23 protein-coding genes and 1 pseudogene are annotated in these 21,895 nt (G+C 65.3%); 14 read left to right on the top strand and 10 right to left on the bottom strand.

Translation table 11 applies throughout. The features are described 5' to 3' along the window. Positions 1-104 precede the first annotated feature (104 nt). A complete protein-coding gene (locus ACVMIM_RS17570) occupies positions 105-701 on the bottom strand; it encodes a TetR/AcrR family transcriptional regulator (RefSeq protein ID WP_476117272.1) in 597 nt (198 codons plus the stop codon). A 364-nt stretch (positions 702-1,065) separates the two neighbouring features. Here ACVMIM_RS17570 and ACVMIM_RS17565 point away from each other — a divergent pair, with 364 nt between their 5' ends. The 5 genes from ACVMIM_RS17565 to ACVMIM_RS17545 all read left to right on the top strand — a co-directional run bounded on the left by ACVMIM_RS17565 (position 1,066) and on the right by ACVMIM_RS17545 (position 5,989). Continuing rightward, positions 1,066-1,512, top strand: a complete 447-nt coding sequence (locus ACVMIM_RS17565) for a (2Fe-2S)-binding protein (RefSeq protein WP_476117270.1) — start codon at positions 1,066-1,068, stop codon at positions 1,510-1,512. Further along, positions 1,512-2,216 carry an FAD binding domain-containing protein gene (locus ACVMIM_RS17560; RefSeq protein ID WP_476113523.1) on the top strand — a complete coding sequence of 235 codons (705 nt, stop codon included), beginning with the start codon at positions 1,512-1,514 and terminating at the stop codon, positions 2,214-2,216. The genes ACVMIM_RS17565 and ACVMIM_RS17560 overlap by 1 nt, the downstream gene beginning before the upstream one ends. Continuing rightward, positions 2,194-2,496 carry a hypothetical protein gene (locus ACVMIM_RS17555; RefSeq protein ID WP_476113521.1) on the top strand — a complete coding sequence of 101 codons (303 nt, stop codon included), beginning with the start codon at positions 2,194-2,196 and terminating at the stop codon, positions 2,494-2,496. The genes ACVMIM_RS17560 and ACVMIM_RS17555 overlap by 23 nt, the downstream gene beginning before the upstream one ends. After that, the gene (locus tag ACVMIM_RS17550) at positions 2,493-4,787 is read left to right on the top strand and encodes a xanthine dehydrogenase family protein molybdopterin-binding subunit (protein WP_476113520.1); all 2,295 of its coding nucleotides are present in this window, start codon (positions 2,493-2,495) and stop codon (positions 4,785-4,787) included. The genes ACVMIM_RS17555 and ACVMIM_RS17550 overlap by 4 nt, the downstream gene beginning before the upstream one ends. Positions 4,788-5,146: 359 nt before the next feature. Continuing rightward, positions 5,147-5,989, top strand: a complete 843-nt coding sequence (locus ACVMIM_RS17545; protein WP_476113518.1) for a slipin family protein — start codon at positions 5,147-5,149, stop codon at positions 5,987-5,989. 93 nt (positions 5,990-6,082) lie between these two features. On the opposite strand, the gene ACVMIM_RS17540 is transcribed toward ACVMIM_RS17545, so the two are convergent. The 3 genes from ACVMIM_RS17540 to ACVMIM_RS17530 form a co-directional block, all read right to left on the bottom strand. Beyond that, positions 6,083-6,394 (bottom strand): hypothetical protein, encoded by a 312-nt coding sequence (locus ACVMIM_RS17540; protein ID WP_476113517.1) that lies wholly within the window; start codon positions 6,392-6,394, stop codon positions 6,083-6,085. Positions 6,395-6,521: 127 nt separating this feature from the next. Continuing rightward, a complete protein-coding gene (locus ACVMIM_RS17535) occupies positions 6,522-6,713 on the bottom strand; it encodes a hypothetical protein (protein WP_476113516.1) in 192 nt (63 codons plus the stop codon). Between the two features lie 761 nt (positions 6,714-7,474). After that, positions 7,475-8,917: an MFS transporter gene (locus ACVMIM_RS17530; RefSeq protein ID WP_476113514.1), complete on the bottom strand. Its 1,443-nt coding sequence runs from the start codon at positions 8,915-8,917 to the stop codon at positions 7,475-7,477. Positions 8,918-9,049: 132 nt separating this feature from the next. On the opposite strand from ACVMIM_RS17530, the gene ACVMIM_RS17525 reads away from it, so the two are divergent. Together ACVMIM_RS17525 and ACVMIM_RS17520 are read left to right on the top strand one after the other, a co-directional pair. Continuing rightward, positions 9,050-9,979, top strand: coding sequence for a LysR family transcriptional regulator (locus tag ACVMIM_RS17525; protein WP_476113513.1), 930 nt, complete (start codon positions 9,050-9,052; stop codon positions 9,977-9,979). Positions 9,980-10,463: 484 nt separating this feature from the next. Beyond that, a complete protein-coding gene (locus ACVMIM_RS17520; protein ID WP_476113511.1) occupies positions 10,464-10,691 on the top strand; it encodes a hypothetical protein in 228 nt (75 codons plus the stop codon). Positions 10,692-10,716: 25 nt separating this feature from the next. On the opposite strand, the gene ACVMIM_RS17515 is transcribed toward ACVMIM_RS17520, so the two are convergent. Then, positions 10,717-10,839, bottom strand: a complete 123-nt coding sequence (locus ACVMIM_RS17515) for a hypothetical protein (protein WP_476113510.1) — start codon at positions 10,837-10,839, stop codon at positions 10,717-10,719. 854 nt (positions 10,840-11,693) lie between these two features. Further along, positions 11,694-12,626, bottom strand: a complete 933-nt coding sequence (locus tag ACVMIM_RS17510) for a hypothetical protein (RefSeq protein WP_476113509.1) — start codon at positions 12,624-12,626, stop codon at positions 11,694-11,696. Positions 12,627-12,933: 307 nt separating this feature from the next. Between ACVMIM_RS17510 and ACVMIM_RS17505 the strand changes: the two genes are divergently transcribed. Both ACVMIM_RS17505 and ACVMIM_RS17500 read left to right on the top strand, forming a co-directional pair. Then, positions 12,934-13,155: a hypothetical protein gene (locus ACVMIM_RS17505; protein WP_476113507.1), complete on the top strand. Its 222-nt coding sequence runs from the start codon at positions 12,934-12,936 to the stop codon at positions 13,153-13,155. 384 nt (positions 13,156-13,539) lie between these two features. After that, positions 13,540-15,541 (top strand): annotated as a pseudogene (locus ACVMIM_RS17500) (acyltransferase family protein). Positions 15,542-15,594: 53 nt separating this feature from the next. On the opposite strand, the gene ACVMIM_RS17495 reads toward ACVMIM_RS17500, so the two are convergent. Next, positions 15,595-15,948: a cupin domain-containing protein gene (locus ACVMIM_RS17495; protein WP_476113506.1), complete on the bottom strand. Its 354-nt coding sequence runs from the start codon at positions 15,946-15,948 to the stop codon at positions 15,595-15,597. 262 nt (positions 15,949-16,210) lie between these two features. On the opposite strand from ACVMIM_RS17495, the gene ACVMIM_RS17490 reads away from it, so the two are divergent. The 4 genes from ACVMIM_RS17490 (at position 16,211) to ACVMIM_RS17475 (ending at position 18,871) form a co-directional block, all read left to right on the top strand. Beyond that, the gene (locus ACVMIM_RS17490; RefSeq protein ID WP_476113505.1) at positions 16,211-16,528 is read left to right on the top strand and encodes a hypothetical protein; all 318 of its coding nucleotides are present in this window, start codon (positions 16,211-16,213) and stop codon (positions 16,526-16,528) included. 147 nt (positions 16,529-16,675) lie between these two features. Then, the gene (locus ACVMIM_RS17485) at positions 16,676-17,002 is read left to right on the top strand and encodes a hypothetical protein (RefSeq protein WP_476113503.1); all 327 of its coding nucleotides are present in this window, start codon (positions 16,676-16,678) and stop codon (positions 17,000-17,002) included. 142 nt (positions 17,003-17,144) lie between these two features. Next, positions 17,145-17,504 carry a hypothetical protein gene (locus tag ACVMIM_RS17480; RefSeq protein WP_476113502.1) on the top strand — a complete coding sequence of 120 codons (360 nt, stop codon included), beginning with the start codon at positions 17,145-17,147 and terminating at the stop codon, positions 17,502-17,504. Positions 17,505-17,590: 86 nt separating this feature from the next. Then, complete coding sequence (locus ACVMIM_RS17475; protein ID WP_476113500.1) at positions 17,591-18,871, top strand: DUF763 domain-containing protein; 1,281 nt, start codon at positions 17,591-17,593, stop codon at positions 18,869-18,871. A 229-nt stretch (positions 18,872-19,100) separates the two neighbouring features. Here ACVMIM_RS17475 and ACVMIM_RS17470 read toward each other — a convergent pair whose 3' ends face one another. From ACVMIM_RS17470 to ACVMIM_RS17460, 3 genes are all read right to left on the bottom strand, one after another. Further along, positions 19,101-19,697, bottom strand: coding sequence for a DUF6456 domain-containing protein (locus tag ACVMIM_RS17470; protein WP_476113498.1), 597 nt, complete (start codon positions 19,695-19,697; stop codon positions 19,101-19,103). A gap of 132 nt (positions 19,698-19,829) precedes the next feature. Further along, positions 19,830-20,633 (bottom strand): GcrA cell cycle regulator, encoded by an 804-nt coding sequence (locus ACVMIM_RS17465; RefSeq protein WP_476113496.1) that lies wholly within the window; start codon positions 20,631-20,633, stop codon positions 19,830-19,832. Positions 20,634-20,719: 86 nt separating this feature from the next. Further along, entirely contained in the window at positions 20,720-21,049 is a 330-nt protein-coding gene (locus ACVMIM_RS17460) for a hypothetical protein (protein ID WP_476113495.1), read from the bottom strand. A 205-nt stretch (positions 21,050-21,254) separates the two neighbouring features. Between ACVMIM_RS17460 and ACVMIM_RS17455 the strand changes: the two genes are divergently transcribed. Continuing rightward, the gene (locus ACVMIM_RS17455; RefSeq protein WP_041001455.1) at positions 21,255-21,887 is read left to right on the top strand and encodes a LexA family transcriptional regulator; all 633 of its coding nucleotides are present in this window, start codon (positions 21,255-21,257) and stop codon (positions 21,885-21,887) included. The last annotated feature ends 8 nt before the right edge of the window (positions 21,888-21,895 follow it).

Below are 21,895 nucleotides of genomic sequence, written 5' to 3'. Positions count from 1 at the left end.
CCGCGGGTCGGGGAATGCCAGTCGTGGAAATGTCGGCGGGACAGCACCCCTCTGTCCTGCCGGACATCTCCCCCGCAAGCGGGGAGATTGGCAGCTTCGGCGCCTCAGCCCTTCGCCCCGAACCGCAACCCGTCCATCAGCAGCTTCACCAGCCGCCCCGACCGCTCGCGCCAGTCGGGCGTGTTCGGCGCGGAATAGATTCCGCCGAGTGCATGCATGACATCGGAAGCGTCGACATCGGCGCGGATTTTTCCATCAGCGGCGGCGGCCTCGATCAGGCCTCGCATGGCACCGGAGACACGGCCGGAGGTGTCGGAGAACAGCGCCGAGTTTGTGGTGAGCAACAAACGCAGGCTGGTGGCCAGCCCGCGCTTGGTGGCGATGTAGTCGACGAAGCGCTGCATCCAGAGTTCCAGCGCGACATCGGCCGGATGCAGCCGAGCAAGTTCGGCGGCGGCGTGGCAGAGCCCTTCCACCTCGCGGCGATAGACCACCTCGACCAGGTGCTCACGCGTCGGGAAATGCCGGTAAAGCGTGCCGATGCCGACCCCTGCCCGCCTGGCGATCTCCTCGAGCGAGGCGTCGACGCCGTCGCTCGCAAACATTTGCGCCGCCACCTCGACAAGCTTGTCGCGGTTGCGTTGCGCATCGGCGCGCAACGGCTTTTGCGCCGGCGCGTCGCGGGTCGCTTCGGTGGTCATTTCCTGCTCGGGCACTTTTTTCTCCACCAGCGCAATATGGGGGTTGAACCATGACCGGCCAGACCCCAGTTAAATAAACGGAGGCACCTCCGTTTTAGTGGAGTGCTTTTATCATATAACCAGGGGAAGCGGTATGTCACGTGTCGATGAGAGCGTGATCTCCCCATGAGGGAGATCAGCAGCTTCTATGTCTTGCCCCTCCCCTCCCCAAGTCCCATTTCCATCCTAGCGTCCAGCAATCGGAGCCCGACGCCCCATGACCAGCCAGATCATCATCGATCCTCCCGAAGACGGCCATTTCAGGAATGGCGTTGCCACCAAGGGCTCAACCCCCAGTCCCACCACGCTTTCGCTCCGTCTCACCATCAACGGCCGCGACCACGCGCTCGAGATCGAGCCGCGCGTGACGCTGCTCGACGCATTGCGCGAGCGGCTTCATCTCACCGGCACCAAGAAAGGTTGCGATCATGGCCAGTGCGGCGCCTGCACCGTCCATGTCGACGGCGAGCGGGTGCTGGCCTGCCTGACGCTGGCGGCCCAGGTCGAAGGCCGCACGATCACCACCATCGAAGGGCTCGCCGACGAGGACGGCACGCTGCACGCCGTGCAGGCGGCTTTCCTCGAGCAGGACGCCTTCCAGTGCGGCTATTGCACGCCGGGCCAGATCATGTCGGCGGTGGCCTGCATCCGTGAGGGCCATGCCGGCTCCGACGACGAAATCCGCGAATACATGGCCGGCAATCTATGCCGCTGCGGCGCCTATCCGAACATCGTCGCCGCCGTCCGCCAGGCCGCACAGGAGCTGCGCTGATGAGAGATTTTTCCTACCTCCGCGCCGACAATATCGAGGCTGCGCGCAACGCGGCCGCCCTTCCCGGTGCCATGCTGCTCGCCGGCGGCACGACGCTTATCGACCTCGCCAAATGCGGCGTCGCGGAACCCGCCACCGTCATCGACATCAGCCATATCGAAGGGCTCAACGCTATCGACGTCACCGCCGACCGCGCTTTGATCGGCGCGCTGGCGAAGATGAGCCACGTCGCCGACCATGCCGAAGTGAAGAGCTTGTTTCCGGCGGTCTCGGAAGCGCTTTGGCAGGCGGCGTCGGCGCAATTGCGCAACATGGCGACGATCGGCGGCAACCTGATGCAGCGCACGCGCTGTCCCTACTTCCGCGATCCCGCCAATTTCCCGGCCTGCAACAAGCGTGAGCCGGGCAGCGGCTGCTCGGCGATCGGCGGCGTGACGCGCGGCCATGCGGTGCTCGGCGTGAGCGAAGCGTGTATCGCCACCTATCCGGGGGATCTCGCCGTAGCGCTGGTCGCCTTCGACGCCGAGGTCGATCTCGGCGAGCGGCGGCTCAAAGTCGAGGACTTCTTCCTGGCCCCCGGCGCGACGGCCGAGCAGGAGCACGACATCCGCGCCGGGCGAGGTGATCACGGCCATCGAGATTCCCGGCTCGGCCGCGGCCAGACGCTCGACCTACGTCAAGGTGCGCGACCGCCACTCCTATGAGTTCGCTGCGGCAAGTGCAGCGGTCGGACTGGAACTCGAAGGCGACGGCCGCACCATCCGCGACATCCGCGTCGCGCTCGGCGGCGTCGCCACCAAGCCGTGGCGGGCGCGCGCCGTCGAGGACGCGCTGAAAGGCGAAGCGCTCGATGAAGCGACGATCCGCGAGGCGAGCGAGCTCGCCATGCAGGGCGCCGTCGACCATGGCGCCAACCACTACAAGATCGCATTGGCGCCGCGTGTGATCGCGCGCGCCATCCTCAAATTGGGAGAGACGGCATGACCGTTCATGACATGAAACACGCCGCGTCCGACAGCGCGCGCCTCGAAGCGGTCGGCGGACGCCTGTCGCGCGTCGACGGCCCGGCAAAGATCACTGGCGCGGCCCACTACGCCTTCGAGCAGCAGCTTGAAAGGTTGGCGCATGCGGTGCTGGTCGGCGCAACGATTGCCGCCGGCAAGGTCACGGCGATTGACGCCCGCGCGGCCGAGACCGCGCCCGGCGTGCTCGCCGTGCTGACGCCCGAGACCATCATGGAACTGAAGGGCGCGTCGGACTGGTTCGGCAACCCGCCGGCATTGTCGACCTACTGTCCCCTCGCCCGCGAGATCACCTTCTCCGGCCAGCATGTCGCCGCCGTGGTGGCCGAGACCTTCGAGCAGGCGGTGGCGGCGGCCGCACTCGTCAAGGTCTGGTATGACGAGACGCCAGCCATCGTCGACCTGAGCGACGGCAAGGCAGGCGACGGAATCCCGATCGAAGCCATGACCAAGGAATGGGGCGACGCGCAGGCCGCCTTCGCCGCCGCCCCGGTGCGCATCTGCGCCGCCTACAACACGCCGCGCGAGTTCCAGGCTGCGATGGAGCCGCATGGGCTGATCGCGCGCTGGGAAGGCGACGAGCTGACCGTCTGGGAGCCGAGCCAGTGGCTCGACGGCATGGCGCGCACCTATGCCGAATGGTTCGACATTCCGTTCCGGAACGTACGGCTGGTCTCGCCCTATATCGGCGGCGGCTTCGGCTCCAAGGCGCTGGCGCTGGCGCATAGCGCGGTGACGGCTGCAGCGGCGAAGATGCTCGGACGACCGGTGAAGCTGGTGCTCAACCGCCCGCAGAATTTCACCTCCTATGGCGGCCGCGCCGCGACGCGCCAGACGGTGGCGATCGGTGCCGACAAGACGGGCCGCATCCAGTCTATCGTGCATCGCGGCGTCAACGAGACGGCGGTCGACGGCATGTGGGTCGAGCCGCTCGGCTCCGTCACCTCGATCATGTACGCCACGCCCAATTTCTCCTCGAAGCAGAATGTCGTGCGGGTGAATACGGTTGTGCCAGGAGCAAAACGCGCGCCGGGCGAGAACCCGAGCGCCTTCGGCATCGAATGCGCCATCGACGAGCTTGCCCATGAGCTTGGGCTGGATCCGCTGGAGATGCGGCTGATCAACTATGCCGAACAGGATCCGCATGCGAAGAAGGCGTGGTCGACACGGCAGTTGCGCGAAGCCTTTGCCGCCGGCGCTGAAGCCTTTGGCTGGGCGAAACGTCCGCCGCAGCCGCGCTCGATGCGCGAAGGCCGCCAGCTAATCGGTTGGGGCGTGGCGGCCGGCACCTATCCGGTGCGGCGCGCCCATGGCGAGGCTGTGGTGAAGCTCCTGGCCGACGGTTCCGTCGAGGTCGAAAGCTCTTCCATCGACATGGGCCAAGGCACCTATACGATCCTGGCGCAGACCGCCGCCGAAACGCTCGGCGTGCCGGTGAGCCAAGTCTCGGTGAAGCTCGGCGATTCGCATTTCGCCCGCGCCGGCGTCACCGGCGGCTCACGGCTCGCCGGCGTCATGACCGGGGCCGTCTACGAGGCGGCGAGCCAGGCGCTGGACGAGCTGATCGGGCTGGCGCTCTCCAATCCGCGCTCGCCCTTTCATGGGCTGCAGGCGAACACGCTGGTGGTGCAGGACGGCCGCATCGCCTCGCCGCGCGGCGACGGGCCGGAGCTGGCGATCGCCGAATTGATGAGCATGCTCGGCCGCGAGCGGATCGAGGCCAAGGGCGACACCGTTCCGCCGAACTTCACGCCGGAGCAGCGCTACAATAACTACACCACCATCGCCATGGCGCTGCCGCACACTGAGGGCGACTATTCGCGCTATTCCTGGTGTGCACATTTCGTCGAGGTGCGAGTCGACGAGGATTTCGGCACGGTGCGCGTCTCGCGCGTAGTCTCGGCGCTGGATTCGGGCCGGCTCTACAACCCGAAGCTGGCGGAGAGCCAGTGGAAGGGCGGCATCATCATGGGCATCGGCCAGGCGCTGCTCGAGGAAGGCATCGTCGACCGCCGACACGGCCGCATCGTCAACGGCAATTTCGCCGACTACATGCTGCCGACCAATGCCGACATTCCCGACATCCAGACGATCTCGGTCGGCATCCCCGACCCGCACTCCTCCGTCCTCGGCGGCAAGGGCGTTGGCGAACTCGGCATCGTCGGGGTGGCGCCGGCGATCGCCAACGCCGTGTTCCACGCGACGGGGAAGCGGGTAAGGGATTTGCCGATCACGCTGGAGAAGTTGATTTAAGTCAACATTAACTCCCCTCGAGGAGGGGATGCCGCAGAATACGACAGAGGTAGCCGGGTGAGGCGCCGGCTTCCTTTGCGACGCCGCGCGAGATTGGCGCTCCCTGTGAGACGCCATCTCTGGCCGCTCCGCGGTCATCTCCCCTCAAGGAGAAAGATCAGCCTCGCCCTTCCCCCCGTGGCGAACTCTCTCGCCCCGCACCATATGATTTCCTGCCGGCGATCATTGTCCTCGCGACAAGCGTGACCGATCCGAGACATGCCGGCCAGGCGGTCCATCCTGGGTCGCCGGCGCTCCTCGCGAGGCCCGTTTGCGGCATCGCGCGACCTACAAACGGGCCGCGAGAAGGAGCTATTCCGATGAATCCGATCACCCTTTTCCTCACCGCCGTCTTCGTGCTCGTCGGCGCCGGCATTGGCGCGCTGGCCGGGCCATGGGCGGGCGCGCCCTTCTTCGTCATCGCGGCGCTGATCGCCGCTTCGCTGAAGATGGCCAACACCTGGCAGCGCTTCGTCGTGCTGCGCGCCGGCAACCTGCTTGGCGTGCGCGGTCCCGGCCTGTTCATGATCGTCCCGGTCCTCGACAATGTCGTGGCGGTCATCGACCAGCGCATCCAGACCACCGCCTTCAATGCAGAGCAGGCGCTGACCAGGGATACGGTGCCCGTCAATGTCGACGCGGTCATCTTCTGGCACGTGCATGACGCGCGCCAGGCGGCGCTGGAAATCACCAATTACCGCGAGGCGATCGACCGCGTGGCGCAGACCTCGCTGCGCGAGATGATCGGCTCCTCGATGCTGTCCTCGCTGCTGTCCGATCGCAGGGCGGCGGATGAGCATCTGCGCGACGTCATCGGCGCCAAGACGGCGCAATGGGGCATCACGGTGATGTCGGTCGAGATCCGCGACGTCGCCATTCCCGTCGCGCTGCAGGATGCCATGTCGCGCCAGGCGCAGGCCGAGCGCGAGAAGGAAGCGCGTGTCATCCTCGGTTCGGCGGAGGCGGAAGTCGCAGCCAAATTCGTCGAGGCGGCCACCACCTATGCCGACCATCCGGCTGCGCTTCAGCTGCGCGCCATGAACATCATCTGTGAGACGACCAAAGAGCGCGGCGCCACCATCCTGATCCCGACCGGCCTGGTGGACAGCCTTAACCCGGCGACGGCCCTGGTTCAGGCCGGTGTGCTCAAAAGCGCGGCGTAGCGAAGATTGCGTCTCCCCGATGAAAAAACGGTCCGGCTTATGCGCCATGAGGCGCGTGCCGGACCGCAATTGTTTTCAGGGATAAGTGGAAGCTCAGTGGTCGGAGCCGCTCTCGACGACGACCGGACGGTGATGGTGCCGATGGCCGATCGAACCCGTGACGACGACGGTGTCATCGCGGCGGTGATGGCGGTGACGCCAGCCGCGTTCGCCATTGTCATAGAAGGCGACGGTGCCGTGACGGCGGTGGTGCAGTCGGTGGCCCTCGTCATTGATGACGACTGCCGGCCGGTGGTAATGATGATGCCTGTGATGCGTCCTGATGACGACGTCGGCCTCTGCTGCGGAAGCCACGGCAGGCGCGGCGACACAGAGCGCCAGGGCCGCAAAAAGCACTGTTTTCATTGCTCTTTTCCTAATTCCTGAATCATCCCTTCGCCGGGATAAACCGCCGTTCGCCGCTTTGGTTCCGGGCTGATGTTCGTTCCCGACACGCCACCGATGCGGGCGGCTCAGCCGGCCGGCACCGGGTTCAGCTGCCCTGCTGGCGTCGAAGTGCGATAAAGCGGAGATAGGTCATGGCTGCGGCGTCGCAGGCGCGTCGCCCACCCCCATTGGCCTCTATCATCGTCTTGGCCAGCCGCGGCGGCAGACCGTATTTGCTGGCGAAGAATGCCGGCTCGTAGGGCTGGTCTTCCGGATCTACCGGTCTATCGAGGTTCATGTCGGCTCCCTGTTGGCATGCGAGAACGCCCCAAATGCGAAACAGCAGCTTTGGTTGCCGCGCCCGGCCCTCTTCGCAGGCCTGCCCGACTTCAGTCCGATGAGGTTTTCAGACCGTCGCCCGAGCGGCGGAACGAAGACTCTCGGCCCTCGTTTTCCGACCTGGAATTCGCAGCACCGGCAACAGGAGCATCGACATGAATGACGACCGCAACAGTGTGCTGGAGGCGCGGTGGCTCCTTGCCGTGCCGGCCTCGATGCTGCTCACCGTGCTGATAGCCGGCTTCCTGCTGGGGTAGGCGGCTGATGAACCGTCTGCTCTTTCTACCGGAACATTCACGCGAAGCTCGACGAGATCGTCATTGCGCTTCGCCGGACGCGCAACGACGTGGGGCCGCATGAAATCAAGTCGAGACTGACGGAACTGGAAATTGGAGGCCGCGTGCCTTGCGGCAGGGGAAGCCTTGCGAGAGACGATGAATGAGGCCGGTGCCACAGCGGTGGGGGTTCGTTGGGCAGCCGAAGCACCGGCCGAAGGCGGAATGGGCACCGCCGCTGGCGACAATAGAGCTCCCGCTTGGAGACGAAATTGCGTGATCGCGGAAGCGCCTGATCTCCCCTATCGAGGGCAGATGTTGCCGAAGAGGACGGAGGGTGCGCCGCGCTTGGAGCACCGACGTTCTGCGACGCCAACGAGATCGGGCTCTGCGTGTGACGATACCCTTCTGGCCGCTTCGCGGCCACCTCCCCGCAGGGGAGAGACTATACGCTGCGCCGTCTCCGCCCAACCACCGCTATCCCGATCGTCACTATGACCAGTCCCGCGGCTACCGCAAAGGTGAAGCCCATGCCGCCCGCAATGGCTGCCGGCGCTGCCGCCGCGACATCCTTCGTCCCCACGGCGAAGGCGAACACCGCGCCCATTACCGCCGTGCCGGTGACGAGGCCGAGATTGCGCGAGAGGCTTAGCATGCCCGATACCACGCCGCGCTCGTTCCTGTCGACATCGGCCATGACTGCCGTGTTGTTGGCCGCCTGGAAGAGCTGGTAACCGGGCGTGAGCAGGATGATCGCCGCCGCATAGCCGGCATTGCCGAAGAGGCTTGGCAACGCTGCGAGCGCGACGCAACCGGCGGCCATCAGCGCCAGCCCGGCAACCACCATCGCCGCCGCGCCGAGGCGGTCGACGATGCGCCCGGCAATGACGCCGCATAGTGCCGAGACCACGGGACCGATCGACAGTACAGCACCGGTCGCCGCTTCGCTTAAACCGAGCGCCCGCGACAGGAAGAACGGGCCGACGACCAATGTCGCCATCATCACCGTCGAGACCAGCACGTTCATGGCGAGGCTGGGTGCCAGCACCGGGTCGCGCAACAGCGCGAGCTTGACCAGCGGCGACGCCACCTTGGCCTCGACTAGGACAAACAACGCCGCACCGACTATGGCCATGCCGAGCAGCGCCATGTTCAGGCCGCCGAAATGGCTCCGCCCCATGGTCATGGACAACGCGTAAGCGACAAGCGTGGCGGCGAGTAGCAGCGTGCCAAGTATGTCGAAGCGGGTCCTTGCGGTTGCCGCCCGACGGACGGTCCCCGCCGCTTCGCCGGCGGGCATCGCCACTGGAAGAAAGCGCCAGGCGGCAAGCAGCGCGACGGCGCCGAGCCCGGCGTTGACGAGGAAGATCGAGCGCCAGCCCAGAGCAGTGATCAGCACGCCGCCGAGCGAAGGCCCGAGTGCGGTGCCGATCGCCGACATGGTGCCGAGCAGGCCCATGGCGCTGCCGGTGCGTTCCTTCGGCACCGTCTCGCCGACAAAGGCGATCGTCAGCGCCATCATCACCGCCGCGCCCAGGCCTTGCGCGGCGCGGGCGGCAATCAGCAGGGCCAGTGACGGCGCGAGCGCCGCGGCAAACGAAGCGGCGCCGAACAGCGCCAGGCCGACAATCAGCAGCGGCCGGCCGCCGACGAGATCGCCGAGACGCCCGACGCTGACGATCAGCGCGGTAATGGTGAGCAGATAGGCGAGCACCACCCATTGCACCGCCGCGAAGGACGCGGCGAAGGCCAAGCTCAGCGTCGGCAGCGCGACATTGGCGATGCTGGTGGCGAGCGAGGAGACGAGCATGGCAAGCGACAGGCTGGCCAGCGCCCACGCCGTCGAATAGCTTCCGGGCGCGGCGCGTGTTTCGGCGATGTCGGCCATGATTTCTTCTCCTTCGGCTGAACTCGCCGGGAAGATAAGCGGGCGGGTGACATGGCGGAACGCGCACCATTTGCAGTTGAATAGTGCATCAAACGCCATGTCTGTTTGGATTATCCATGCTATGGTTGCCCCATGCCGCGACCCGATCTCAACCTGCTTGTCACGCTGGATGTGCTGCTTGCCGAAGGCAGCGTCGCTCGAGCCGCGCGGCGCCTGAAGCTCAGCCCCTCGGCGATGAGCCGGGCTCTGGCGAGGCTGCGTGCGGCGACCGGCGACCCGCTTCTGGTGCGCGCCGGGCGCGGCCTGGTGCCGACGCCGCGCGCGATCGAACTCGGCGCTGAGGTCGGCCGGCTGGTGAAGGAGGCGGAAGCGGTGCTGCGGCCCGCCGAGCGGCTCGACCTTACGCGGCTCACCCGCAGCTTCACGCTCCGCAACAGCGACGGCTTCGTGGAGAATTTCGGCCCGGCGCTGCTTGCCCGCGTGGCTGAGGAAGCGCCGGGCGTGCAGTTGCGCTTCGTGCCCAAGCCCGACAAGGACAGCGGCCCGATGCGCGAGGGCACGGTCGATCTGGAGACCGGCGTGGTCGGCGGCTCGACCGGGCCGGAGGTGCGCGCGCAGGCGCTGTTCCGCGACCGCTTCGTCGGCGTCGTGCGCGCCGGCCATCCGTTAAGCGAAGGCCGCGTTACCGCCGCCCGCTTCGCCGCCGGCCGGCATATACTGATCTCGCGTCGCGGCTTGGATCGCGGCCCGGTGGACGACGCGCTGGAACTTGCCGGACTGACCCGGACAGTCGTCACCGTCGTCGGCGGCTTTGCCGAGGCGCTGGCATTGGCGCGCAGCTCCGACCTGATCGCCACCGTGCCGGAGCGCTATACCGGCACATTGCGCGACGGGCTGTTCACCTTCACGCTGCCGGTGAAGCTCGCTGCGCTGACGATCTCGCTTCTTTGGCATCCGAGGCTCGAGGCCGATCCGGCGCATCGCTGGCTGCGGGGGCTGGTGAGAGAGGTGTGTCGCCTTTCCCCTCCCCCATCTCACGGTGGCGGGAAACCCATGCCCTGATGCGCCGCCGCAACGCCAGGAGCCAACCGTGCGTTGCAGGCGATACCTCCATAACAGTAGCGATTACTAACCTACATCGCCGTACGCAGGACAAACCGTGTCTGTCATCCAACCCGCGGCACCGTCAGCGCGTTGCCGGGCGCCTGTGAAACAGCCGGAGCTCTCCTTGAGCGAATTCAGAAAGTTCACCTTCCCCGGTGCCTGGGCGCCGGCAAGGTGTTCGAGTGCGGAGAAACAGGTTGCGTCGAACGGCACGTGCTGCCCCGCCGGCGCGTTGCGCGACAATTGCCCGGGACAACGGGTTTCCTGCCAGGCCTGCAGCGGAACGGGCCTGCGCGGCTACAACGCCCGCCAACAAATAGGCTAAACTCGGGCTTCCTCGGTCAGACGATGCCGGGTCTGGGCGCCTTGCCCTTTATTCGATATTTCTAATTATAAAGGCGCTCGCGCAGGAAGCGAAGCGGCGGACGCCCTGGAGACGCGCATGAAAACCTATCGCGTCGAGGAAATGGACGGCGAAGCCGTCGTCGCGGTCCATTCGGCGGAAGCCAAGACACCTTTCGAGGCGGCTGAGAAAGCGCTTGGCCAGAAAGTCACCTTGCGCGCCGGCGCCGACAAGTGGGTCCGTGTCGTCGACCTCACCGAGCGGCCGCGGCCAGTGAGGCTCAGGCCCGCGATCTTCGAATTCAAGGCGATCGGACACAGGAACTAGGGCGACCGCTTTGCTCCGTCGCATGTTAGGCGCTGGCGCCGCCCATCAGCGCCGCGACCAAGGTCGCCAGGAAGACAAGCAACCCCAATGCGACCCGATCCGGCCATGACCGCCGTCTGGCAAGAACGTCGAACAACCGATTGGCCATCGCAACTTCCCCCATTCGCCGGCGGCACTCTATCACGTCTTTCATGAGCGATCATGAAACGGCTCACAGATGCCTCCGGTGCCGCTCTCTGGGGAACCCCGCCGCCACCAGCGCCGATGCTGCGCTGCCGAATTGCACCCAAAAAAAGTCGGGGTCGAAGAGACATGCCGGCCGGCGAAAAATCAGCCTGTTCAAGTGGATAAGCATATATGTGCGGCGCGGCCTGCCCGATATCGGAAAGCCCGGAATTGCGCCATTTCGCGGCTCTTCGCCATGGTTCCGGCATGGCCGCAAAGCGTGTTTCGGGCACGAAAAGCGGCTAAAAAGACGCTCCCAGGCCGCTCGCCGGCGGGCGTTGACAGGACCCCTCGCCAATGGCACTCCGCAACCACTGGTCACGCCATGACCGTTGCTGTTGGGGACGGACGGGGTTTCAGCAGCTTGGCGGCGGCGCCGGACGGGCGGGCACCTGCGCAAGTGTACCGCCCGCTCCTGGCCGGCAAGGCTTCCAGCTTAAGAACAGCTTGCCTTAAGTCAATCGAGCCAACCTGTGCGTTCTGAAAAATCTCAGAACGTGAAGCCGGAGGACGGCACGGCTGCGGTCGCCGCCGAAAGCCTGTCACGTCTGGCCAGCGTCGGTTTGCAATATGGCTTCTTCATCAACTGCCTCGATCCGGTCGACGATGAGATCGGGACAGCAACTATGCTCCGCATCCGCCGCGTCAAGCGACGAGAATCTGGCGACGAGACATCAGGCGGGGAGAAATCTGGCCGGCCAGGCTCTCGGCGCCGTCCGGTCAGGAGACGAAGCGTCAGATCGGGCCCGAGCCTAGGACTGCCGCGACGGTCCCGGGTTAGCCGACGTGCCGCAGCCAGTGGCGGTCGAACATGTCGAGGATGGCGCGGAACTCAGCCGGCGGGATCTGGCCGACGTCGCCCTCGCCGTCGGCGCCCAGAAACCGGCCGACCAGCCGGTCGACGGCCTCCGGATTTTCGGTGGCTATGCCGAGCGCCGCCAGGTCGGCGGCGATCGATCCCTGCGGAAGCAGATATCCTCCCCATGCGGGGGCGCCGGGCACCGGATCGCGCAGGCGCACCATGAGGATCCTGGTAAACGAGGGCTGCGCTTCCGGGCCGATGATGGCCGTACCGCACATATAGCCGCCGAGCACGCTGCCCGGTTGTGACTGGGGGAACAGGCTGAAGAAGAACTGGGCATCGCCGCCGACCTCCCTGACATGGACGTACAGGCCGCGCTTCGCGGGCGTCACGGGGCCGCCCAGAACGAGCTGGCCGGTCGGCAAGGCCTCACGGTAATGGGCGGTGAGGCCGTGCACGCCCGGCCCCCCTTCGATCGACAGGCTGCCCTTGATAAGCTGACCGCGATAGTAGGGCGACCAGGCACGCGAATAGCAGGCATAGCTTCCGATCAGCGCGATGCTCTGGGCGCGGTCGTCATGTGCGGAAGTCTCGAACTGCTGCGCGGCGAGCCGTTCGAGCGCGCCCCGGTCCATACCGTGACGGGCGCAGACGGCGGCGGTGAAGCTCGGCAGATCGCTCTCGGCGATCCACACGCCGGGCTGCTCCAGTTGTAGCAGCTTTGCCCAGTCCTCGTAGACGCTGAGCTCGCGCGGATGAGCCCGACCCTGCAGCCACTTGTCGGCGCGGCCGAGGTCGAATGCCGTTCTGGGATTGACGGCGCGGAATGCCGCCGCGAGATCCTTGCGGGTCACCGTACCCAGCAAGGCCGAAGTCAGTCTTAATTTTTGCGCGATGTGCTGCGCCATGCCACAAGTCCCTTTGCCATTATACCGTTATGTGCTGTTCTTCGTCGTCGCTCTTCGGGCAGCACTAAGGCGACGCCTTCGCCGCCAGAGCATTTCGGTATCTGGCGGGAACAGACGAATTGCCCACGATTTCGCTCAGCGCCGGCAAACGGCCTGCATTGCCGGCTACTCTTATTTCCACTCCCTAATGTTACAGGAAATCCAAAGAATTCCACTGCATTCCACGCGCGCCGTCTTTGCGACCCGGCGACCGCCGCTAGGGTCGCTTCGGGATGAATGCATTCGGGATGAATACAGGGGAGCCGTCATGAAACTCGTTCTATCCGCGCTTGTCGTGGCGCTTGCGCTGTCGCAAGCTGCCGAGGCCAAAACAAAAATCCCGCAAACCGAGACAAAGACCGGCCACGAGAAAAGCCGGCCGCCGCTCGATCAGACGGCCACCGGCGGCATCGCGCCCTCGGCGGGCCCGACGGCGAAGGACGCCGACCCGGGCCAAGCCTATCCGCAACCGCTGGATCTTCACTTCTAGAGCAATTGCGGGAGCCGCGCTCGGCGATTTTGATCCGTAACCGCGTAAGACAAAGCCATTCCGGCGGCCCCATAGCCGATTCACCATCCGGGATCGACGGGGAAGAGCAGCCGGAGGGCCAAACCACCCGGCCAGCCCGAGGGCTGGGGCTTGGCGCCGCCGGCGGGGCGGCGTTTCCCGCGCGGATCCAAGGCCACGGTCCGCGCGGGCAAGGCTTCCGGCAGTAAGCTCAGATCATTGTTCTGCAAATCCCGGGCCACTCTCGGCGAATGGTCAATCCACCTCCCCTTATGTTGCACCGCGTTAGATTTGTTGCATTGCGATATCAGAGCATAGGGACGAGGGTTTGCAGCAGGCGGGATACGAACGGACATTACGAGGTTCGTGTTCGTGTCAGCATCGGCGCAGGATTTCCGACCCGACATAGAAGGGTTGCGGGCGCTGGCCGTGGCGGGCGTAGTCGCCTTCCATTTCGGCCTCACCGGGCTGCCCGGCGGCTTTGCCGGGGTCGACATCTTCTTCGTTATATCGGGCTACCTGATCACCCGCCATCTTGTCGCCGAGATTTCCGACACCGGCCGGCTCGATCTGGTGCGTTTCTATGCCCGACGCGCGCGGCGCCTGTTGCCGGCGGCGCTTTTCGTTATCGCGGCGACGCTTGCCGCGGGCGCGGTCATCCTGTCCCCGGAGGAACAGGCGCTCTATTCCAAGGGAGCGATGTTCGCCTCGGCCTATATAATCAATCTGTGGCTGATCCGCTGGTCGTTCGACTATTTTGCGAATGATGCCACCAGCAATCCGTTCATTCACTACTGGTCGCTGTCGGTCGAGGAGCAATTCTATCTCGCCTGGCCGGCGCTGCTGATTCTGGCCTGGTGGATGAAGCCCGGCAGGCGCGCCATCGTGGTCGCGATCGCCGCTGTCGGCGTCGCTTCCTTTGTTCTCTGCGCCTGGCTGACGAGCGTCTCGCAGCCCTGGGCCTTTTACTTTTCGCCGCTGCGCGCATGGGAATTTGCCGCCGGCGGCCTCGCATCGATGGTGCCGGCGCGGCTATTGCAGGAGCGCCCGCGGCTGGGGCGGGCGTTAAGCCTGACCGGACTGGCGATGATCGGGGCCGCTTATCTCACCTTCAGCGAGGACGCTCCCTTCCCCGGCTTTCTGGCGCTTCTGCCTGTGGTCGGTACTGTCCTTCTGCTCAAGGCGGGAGCGGCCGGCGCCAGGGACGGCACTCCTCGTCCACGCAATTCCGAACGGAACTACGTGAACGCCGCCCTGGCGCTGCCGCCTTTGCAATGGATCGGCAAGCTCTCCTATTCGCTCTATCTCTGGCACTGGCCGGTCATCGTCTATGCCGGCATGCTGGTGCCGGAACTGACGCCCGCCGAGCGGCTCTACTGCCTTGCGCTGACGCTGGCGCTGTCCGCGCTTAGCTACCACCTCATCGAAAACCCGATCCGTCGCAACGGCTGGCTGATGGCCAATGCGGCGCGGGCGCTGGTGCCGGCCCTCCTCCTGACCGGCACCGGCGTCGCAGCCGCCTACGGCAATGCCAGGCTCGCCGTGCATGACCTCGATCCGGAACAACGCATCATCGCGGCGAGTGCCGCGGAACCGTCCACAGCCCGGGCCAAAGCGGGCTGCGTACAGGACTATCAGAGCGTGACGCCGACCCCTTGCGTGTTCGGCGACGGGCGGCGCGTCATCGCTCTCTTCGGCGATTCCCACGCCGACCACTGGTCGACGCCGCTGATCGAGGCGGGTCGAAAAAAACGGCTACCGGGTGGTGACCTGGCTGAAGAACTCCTGCCGCGCCTCACGCATCAGCGTGTGGTCGTCCGAGCTCAAGCGTCCCTATAGCGAGTGCGACCGCTGGCGCGAGCAGGCGATCAACGAGATCATCCAGGCGAGGCCGGCGCTGGTGGTCATCTCGGAGCTGGCGCTGACCAGCGGGCGCAAGATGGCGGGGCGCGCAGGCAACACGGACAGCCAGGACGCCGACTGGCGGGCGGGCCTGCGCTCGACGCTCACCAGCCTGAGCCAAGCCGGCCTCAAGGTAGCCTTCATCCGCGACGTGCCGTTCAACAACGCCAATGTCGACACCTGCGTGGCGCGGGCGCTTTGGCGAAACGAAACGCCTTCGCGCTGCGACCAGACGCGGGCCTATGCCGCCAACGATCGAATGGCCGCGGTGGAACGCGACATCGTCGACAGCATCCCCAACGCGGCTTACGTCGATCTCACCGACCGTTTCTGCAGCGCCACCACCTGCCATGTCTTCATTGACGGCAAGCTCGCCTTCCGCGATCAGCACCATCTGGCCACGCCCTTCGCGGAATCGCTGGAGCCGGAGGTCGAGAAAAGGGTGATTTCGAAAGTAGGGCGGTGAAGCTGCCAATCTCGCACCTGTAGGGGAGATCAGCAGCTTCAGCGCCGGCGCCCTCATCCAATCACAACGACGAAATGCTTGGTCACCGGCTCGAGGATCTTCCATGTCCCCTTGAAATCGGCCTCGACCACGAAAGCGTCACCGGGGCCGACCTCGACGGGTTCGCCCCCATCGGGCGTGATGATGATGCGGCCGGCGATCATGTGGACGAACTCATAGTCGGTGTAGGTGGCGTGGTAGGTGCCGGGCGACGCGCGCCAGGTGCCGGACATCACCTTGCCGTCGTCGGTGGTGTGCTGCACGGCGGTCTGCATGGTGGGGGAACCCTCGACCGCGATCCAGCCCGGCAGGTCGCCGCCATCGGCCTGCTCGACGGGGCCGAATTTTAGAATGGTTTTCTTCGTCATGGAGGCTCCTGTGGTTGGGATTGGGTCAGATGAGGCATAGCCGACGGCGCCAACAGTCGCGAGCGGTGGTGCGACATCGCGCGGCGCTATCCTCCCTGATCCATACACCCTTTGCAGGGGGAGAGAGCGTTTTCTTGCATTTGCGAACGGGCTCGTCCCCAGCACGTGGGAAGATAGGGCCACGCCATTTTCCTCGGAACACCGGTTACCTCGAAACCGTTTACTCCTCGAAGGGGCGTCCTCGAAACTCAAGGAGGCAGCGATGAAAAAGCTTCTGCTTGCTTCGATGATCGCCATCGCCTCGGCGTTCGCGATCGCGCCGGCCAACGCTGGTGGCGTGCAGCTCGGTATCGGCATCGGTCCTGGCTATGACGATGACTATTACGGCGATTATGGCGGATACTATCCTCACCGCTATTACCGGCACGTCTACGATGACGACTACTACGCCCCCGATCGTGAGCGTTATGTGGTTCGCTATCATAACCGGTATTATCGCGATAATTGCCGGGTCAAGATCGTGAAGCACTGGCGCCATCACCACCGCGTCATTGAAAAAATCCGCATTTGCGAGCGCTGATCGAGTAGTGCCGCAATTGGCTGATCTCCGCGGCGAGCGGAGACGACCGCCCGCCCATTCCCAGCGATGGGCGGGCGAATATTAGCGATTCGGAACATACGCTGCCTCCCGGGCGTTTATGGGGTGATCAACCCCAGGGAGGTGGTCATGAAAAAGCTCCTGCTTGCCTCCGTAATAGCCATTGCGTCCGCGTCCGCCGTAATCGGCCCGGCCAATGCCGGACGCCTCGAATTCGGGATCGGCATCGGCGACGGCTATTACGATGATGACTATGATGATTATGGACCGTACTACGGTGACTATTACGGCGACCGCTACCTATATCAGCCGTACTACGGCCAATATTACAGCTACAGGCCGCACTACTACCGGAATTACTATTTCCGGCACCACAGGCGTTGCCAAGTCGAATATGTGAGACACTGGCGTCATCACCACCGGGTGTACGAGGCAATCCGCGTCTGCCGGTACTGAGTCTGATTGGCAAGCTGACTTCCTAGCCGCTCTTGCGACCATTCTCGAGGGCGAGCGCCGCCCTCAGCGGGTGTCAGCGAGTGGGAACACACGCTTCCTGCAGCGCGTTTATCCAGTGATCGGCCTTCAGGAGGAGGTTGCCATGAGAAAACTGTTACTTGCTTCGGTGATTGCCATTGCCTCTGCCGCAGCCACGGTCGCGCCTGCAGATGCGCAGTTCTTCGGTCCGGGCGGTTTTTTCGGTCCTTTCGGCGGCTTCGGCCCGTTCTACGGCGGCCCGTTCTACGGTGGCCCCTTCTACGGCGGCGGCCCGTTCTACGACTATGGCGGCCGCTATTACGGTCCGCGCTATTATCGCGGCTATTATCCCGACTACATGGCCCGCTACCCACATCGCTACTACCACCGGCACCGCCACTACCACCGTTGCCGCGTGAAGTGGGTGAGGCACTGGCACCATCACCGCCGGGTGCTGGAACGGGTTCGGGTTTGCCGTTACTGACAAGGCCGGATATGGGCCGCTGCGTCGCCTTGCAAATTCCCGCCAAAGTGCCATCTAAAAGCCGGCATCCATAAGGGAAAGCAAAAGTGACGCAGCGAAGCGGCAGCGCCGACCTGCCGCTGCATGGCGGGCGGGTTCCGAAATGGCTGGGCGAGCGCATGACGAAGCTCGGCGCGGTGCTGTGCGAAGCAATCGTCCACCATTACGGCCGCGACGAGCTGTTGAGACGGATCGCCCATCCCTTCTGGTTCCAGTCCTTCGGCGCCGTAATGGGCATGGACTGGCATTCATCCGGCATCACCACTTCCGTCATCGGGGCGCTGAAGCGCGGGCTCAATCCGCTCAGCAATGAGCTCGGCATCCACGTCTGCGGCGGGCGCGGCGCGCATTCGCGCAAGACGCCGGGCGAGTTGCTGGCGATCGGCGACCGCGTCGGCCTGGACGGCGAAGCGTTAGCCACCGCCAGCCGGCTCGTCGCCAAGGTCGACAGCGCCGCCGTGCAGGACGGCTACGACCTCTACCTGCATGGCTTCATCGTCGCCGATGACGGGCGCTGGGTGGTGGTGCAGCAGGGCATGAACGGCGACGCCCGCCAGGCGCGCCGCTACCACTGGCTGTCGGAGGGACTCAAAAGCTTCGTCGACCAGCCGCATGCAGCCATCGAAGGCGAGAGCCAGGGAGAGATCGTCAATCTCACCGACCGTCGCGCGGAAAAGGCCCGCAGCGGGCAGGTCGAGCTTCTGAAGACCATGAGCCCGGAAAAGATCCTGACCGAGCTTGCCGTACTGGAGCCGCAACCCGAACCCGAGCCTGCCGCGCAGCCGCTCTTGCCCAACCTCGTCATGCCCGCGCATCACGATGTGCGCGAGAGCGACATCGTCATGCGCCGCCTGCACGGCAATATCGCGTCTGCTATCGAAAGCGGCCCGAAGGACTTTCCCGAACTGCTGCTGGTGCCCGGCGTCGGTCCGCGCACGGTGCGGGCTCTGGCGATGGTCTCGGAAGTGGTGCATGGCGCGCCTTACCGCTTCTCCGACCCGGCCCGCTTCTCGCTCGCCCATGGCGGCAAGGACCGCCACCCCTTCCCCGTGCCGCTGAAGGTCTATGACGAGACGATCGGCGTGCTGAAATCGGCGGTGGGGAAGGCCAAGCTTGGGCGCGGCGAGGAACTGGAGGCACTGAGGCGGTTGGACGGTGAGTCACGCCGGATGGAGCGCTATGTGACGGGGCCGAGCCTGAAGGAGATCGTGGCGGGGGAAATGGACCAGTCGCATCTGCTGGGCGGGCGGAGTGTGTTTGGGTGGGAACCACCACCTGAGGGTGGCGAGGAGTCAACCTCCAAAACTCATACCGGACTCCGCAAATAACGTCGAAGGTCACGCGCCCCCACTGCTCTGCCGGGCATTTCTCCTCGTAAACGAGGAGAAAGCGGCTGCGCCGGCGTCGCGCCTCTCCTTCGCTCCGTTTACGGCGGGAGGGGTCCCGAAGGGCGGATCAAGGGCAACGTCATGTCTCTGGAAGTTCACGTCAGCCACCTCAGATCGTGAGTCACTTTTCTTTGCCAAACCCTTGATTTGGCCACGTCCATGCCGCCCCCTACCCAGCTTTCCTCCCCATCATCCCGTAATGCACCGCCAGCAGATCCAGCCCCACCTTCAGCAACTTCACCACGACGTCGCGCCCATCGCCGCTACGCTCAGCGATCGCCTTCACTGACTGTCCGTCCAGGCAGACCTTGCGCACCACCTCCGCCACCTCCCAGTGGGCGAGCGCTGCCGCGGCATGGGCGTGCGCGCGGCCGGCTGAGAGCACCCGGTCGGGGATGCCGCCGCCGACGCGTCCGCTATCGACGCGCTCGCTCCAGGATTGCGGCTGCAGGCCCTCACGCTGGCTGCGCTCGAAATCGTCGCGAAAACGTTGGCCGGCCTCGCGCTGCTGACGGCTGAGCGAGGTGATGCCGGTGAGCGGATCGACATTGCGCAGGCGCACGACGCCGCCAGTGGAGGTGTAGCCGCCGTTCGACACTTCGTAGACGCGCCGCGCCTCGGCCGTGCCGGACGCGAGCCGCTGGCGACCGAAGGCGTCTTGCTTGAGTGCGAAGTCGTGGCCGATCTCGCGGCGGATGCGCACCTGCTCCGCCTCGCCCTTGGGGAGTTTCGGAGGCTGCGGTTTTTTGGCGGATTTGCGGGGCATGGATGCGGGTCCTTGTTTGGCGAGAATGGAAATTGGAAAGGCCGGCGGGACAGCCCCCCTCTGTCCTGCCGGACATCTCCCTCGCAATGGGAGATCAGCGGTTCCGGCGACGGCACGTTCGCCGCCTCGCCCTCACATCCCCTTCCCCCGATGGCCATGGAACCTTGCATGGTGATGCGTGCAGTAGGAGCGCGTAGCCGACGTCGGCAGGCCGCAGCAGAGCATGTCCGGTCCCGGGCGCGCGCCGGCGGGATCGTCTTCGGCATCCTCGCGCAGCGCGAGGTCGAGCGGCGCGCGGCAGCGGCCGAAAAGGCAGTCGAGAAAGCGCATCGCGGCGACATGCGGCTGGCGGCCGGGGTTTACCGGAGGCGGCGGCGCCGGGAGCTTGTAGAGATGTGCTTCGGATTTCTCGCGGGCGCTGGGTGCGAGCCAGGCGGGTGGCAGCGTGCGTGCGGGCTTGCGGGCTTTGGGCTTTCTGGGCTTGGGGGTGCAGGCGGTGACGTGATCTGACCGTGAGGGCACCTCATGGATCGCTATGTCGGCGGGACAGCGCCCCCCTCTGTCCTGCCGGACATCTCCTCCGCAAGGGGGGAGATTGGCAGTTGCAGCGCCGGCGGCCTCCAGCAATTCGACATGCCTGGAAAGTGCTGCCGGTTCGGAGAGCGCCATACCTCCGGCCGCCACCCTGCCCCGCCGGCCAGGACGATCGGGCCAGGCATGGTTCCTCGGTCTGCCGCCGGCGCGGCCGCCCTTGGGATTGGCGAAGCCGATAGCGCGCAAGCCGGCGTTGCGGTGCACGATGCCGATGATGGCGTTGCGCGAGACCGGACTGCCGCGCAGTGCGCTGAAGCGGCCGGCGATGCGCGAGGCCGAAAGCCCCTCCTTCAACCAGGCGGCGATCTCGTCGATTTCCTTTTCGGTGTAGGCGGCGGTCATCGTCTCATTCCATTTGCTTGTCGAAGGCGCGGACGAGCGCCGGGGTTCGGCCGCGAGGCCGCAGTCAGGTCAGCGATCGGTTGAAGTCAGGCGGCGACGGTCAGCCGAAGCAGGGTCGCTTCGGCGGCGGCTCGGGTCAGGCCCGATACCGCAAGGCCCGTCGTACGGTCGAACAGGATGACGGTGCCGTCCTCGGTGCGGATGCATGATGCGCCCCCACAAGCGGCGGCCGGAGCCGGGGGAGGAACGGCTCCGGCCGTTCCGGTGAACCGGGGTGCGGGCGGTTCGACCGGATCCGGGGCAAGCGCCCCGGAATGCGCCCGGACCGGGGAGGAGGACGGTCCGGACGATTGGAATTCGACAGGCGATTCGAATGGGGAAGACGGTTCGAACTGGAAAGATACGGGCGCGTTCATGCCGCCTCCCCTTGCGGGACGGCGAAAGCGCCCATGCTCAGCCGGGAAGCGACAAGCCCCGAGATGCTCATGGGCGGCGCGGGAATCACGGGCAGTGCGGAAATGCTTGCGGGATGCTCATTCATGCGCTAAGCGTACGTTATGTACGAAAGCCGCGCAAGCGAAATCGTACAGTTTGGACGATTATTTTCAGGCATTTTGTACGATGATGGATTCCCGGCATAGATTGCAGCAGGCGCGCGCCCAGGCCGGCTATGCTTCGCCCAGCGATGCGGCGCGGGCCTTGCGCGACATCAACAAGAATACCCTCATCAGCCATGAGAACGGCAACCGGCCGTTGTCCCGGAAAGCGGCCGAGAAATACGGCCGGCTGTTCGGCGTCGATCCCGGCTGGCTGCTGTTCAATGCCGATGGCACGGAAGCGGCGCCGGTCAGCCTCGCCTCGGCGCCCGTCACCGTCGACGTGCCGATCGTGTCCTGGATCAGCGCCGGCGAGCTCGGCAGTCAGGACAGCGTGGTCAACCTTTCCGACTATCCGACCATCCCCACCGCCGACCTCGAGGAAGGCGAATGGATTGCGCTGCGCGTCGACGGTCCATCGATGAACAAGATCTCGCCTCCGGATTCGATCATCTTCGTCAATTTGCGCGACAAGCGGCTGGTGACCAATGGCTGCTACGTGATTGCCGACGAGACAGGACGCGCGACCTACAAGCGCTACCGCCCGAACGACAATCCGCCCTTCCAGCCCGCGTCCTATCTGGATATCCCGCCGCCGGAGCTGGAGGGAGCAATCACCATTATCGGGCGGGTGAAGCGGTCGATGATCGATATGTGAGGGATAGC

Source organism: Mesorhizobium sp. USDA 4413 (genome assembly GCF_056280365.1).
Note: the sequence above shows the minus strand (reverse complement) of the source record. Positions and strands in the feature narration are given on the sequence as shown.

Bases quoted from the DNA above. Each gene is read 5' to 3' on its own strand.
- ACVMIM_RS17460 (WP_476113495.1), bottom strand. From the start codon at position 21,049: ATGAACGCGCCCGTATCTTTCCAGTTCGAACCGTCTTCCCCATTCGAA.
- ACVMIM_RS17535 (WP_476113516.1), bottom strand. From the start codon at position 6,713: ATGAACCTCGATAGACCGGTAGATCCGGAAGACCAGCCCTACGAGCCG.
- ACVMIM_RS17515 (WP_476113510.1), bottom strand. From the start codon at position 10,839: ATGGCCAATCGGTTGTTCGACGTTCTTGCCAGACGGCGGTCATGGCCG.
- ACVMIM_RS17455 (WP_041001455.1), top strand. From the start codon at position 21,255: ATGATGGATTCCCGGCATAGATTGCAGCAGGCGCGCGCCCAGGCCGGC.
- ACVMIM_RS17505 (WP_476113507.1), top strand. From the start codon at position 12,934: ATGAAACTCGTTCTATCCGCGCTTGTCGTGGCGCTTGCGCTGTCGCAA.
- ACVMIM_RS17520 (WP_476113511.1), top strand. From the start codon at position 10,464: ATGAAAACCTATCGCGTCGAGGAAATGGACGGCGAAGCCGTCGTCGCG.
- ACVMIM_RS17560 (WP_476113523.1), top strand. From the start codon at position 1,512: ATGAGAGATTTTTCCTACCTCCGCGCCGACAATATCGAGGCTGCGCGC.
- ACVMIM_RS17490 (WP_476113505.1), top strand. From the start codon at position 16,211: ATGAAAAAGCTTCTGCTTGCTTCGATGATCGCCATCGCCTCGGCGTTC.
- ACVMIM_RS17550 (WP_476113520.1), top strand. From the start codon at position 2,493: ATGACCGTTCATGACATGAAACACGCCGCGTCCGACAGCGCGCGCCTC.
- ACVMIM_RS17510 (WP_476113509.1), bottom strand. From the start codon at position 12,626: ATGGCGCAGCACATCGCGCAAAAATTAAGACTGACTTCGGCCTTGCTG.
- ACVMIM_RS17465 (WP_476113496.1), bottom strand. From the start codon at position 20,633: ATGACCGCCGCCTACACCGAAAAGGAAATCGACGAGATCGCCGCCTGG.
- ACVMIM_RS17525 (WP_476113513.1), top strand. From the start codon at position 9,050: ATGCCGCGACCCGATCTCAACCTGCTTGTCACGCTGGATGTGCTGCTT.
- ACVMIM_RS17495 (WP_476113506.1), bottom strand. From the start codon at position 15,948: ATGACGAAGAAAACCATTCTAAAATTCGGCCCCGTCGAGCAGGCCGAT.
- ACVMIM_RS17485 (WP_476113503.1), top strand. From the start codon at position 16,676: ATGAAAAAGCTCCTGCTTGCCTCCGTAATAGCCATTGCGTCCGCGTCC.
- ACVMIM_RS17470 (WP_476113498.1), bottom strand. From the start codon at position 19,697: ATGCCCCGCAAATCCGCCAAAAAACCGCAGCCTCCGAAACTCCCCAAG.
- ACVMIM_RS17570 (WP_476117272.1), bottom strand. From the start codon at position 701: ATGACCACCGAAGCGACCCGCGACGCGCCGGCGCAAAAGCCGTTGCGC.
- ACVMIM_RS17530 (WP_476113514.1), bottom strand. From the start codon at position 8,917: ATGGCCGACATCGCCGAAACACGCGCCGCGCCCGGAAGCTATTCGACG.
- ACVMIM_RS17545 (WP_476113518.1), top strand. From the start codon at position 5,147: ATGAATCCGATCACCCTTTTCCTCACCGCCGTCTTCGTGCTCGTCGGC.
- ACVMIM_RS17540 (WP_476113517.1), bottom strand. From the start codon at position 6,394: ATGAAAACAGTGCTTTTTGCGGCCCTGGCGCTCTGTGTCGCCGCGCCT.
- ACVMIM_RS17480 (WP_476113502.1), top strand. From the start codon at position 17,145: ATGAGAAAACTGTTACTTGCTTCGGTGATTGCCATTGCCTCTGCCGCA.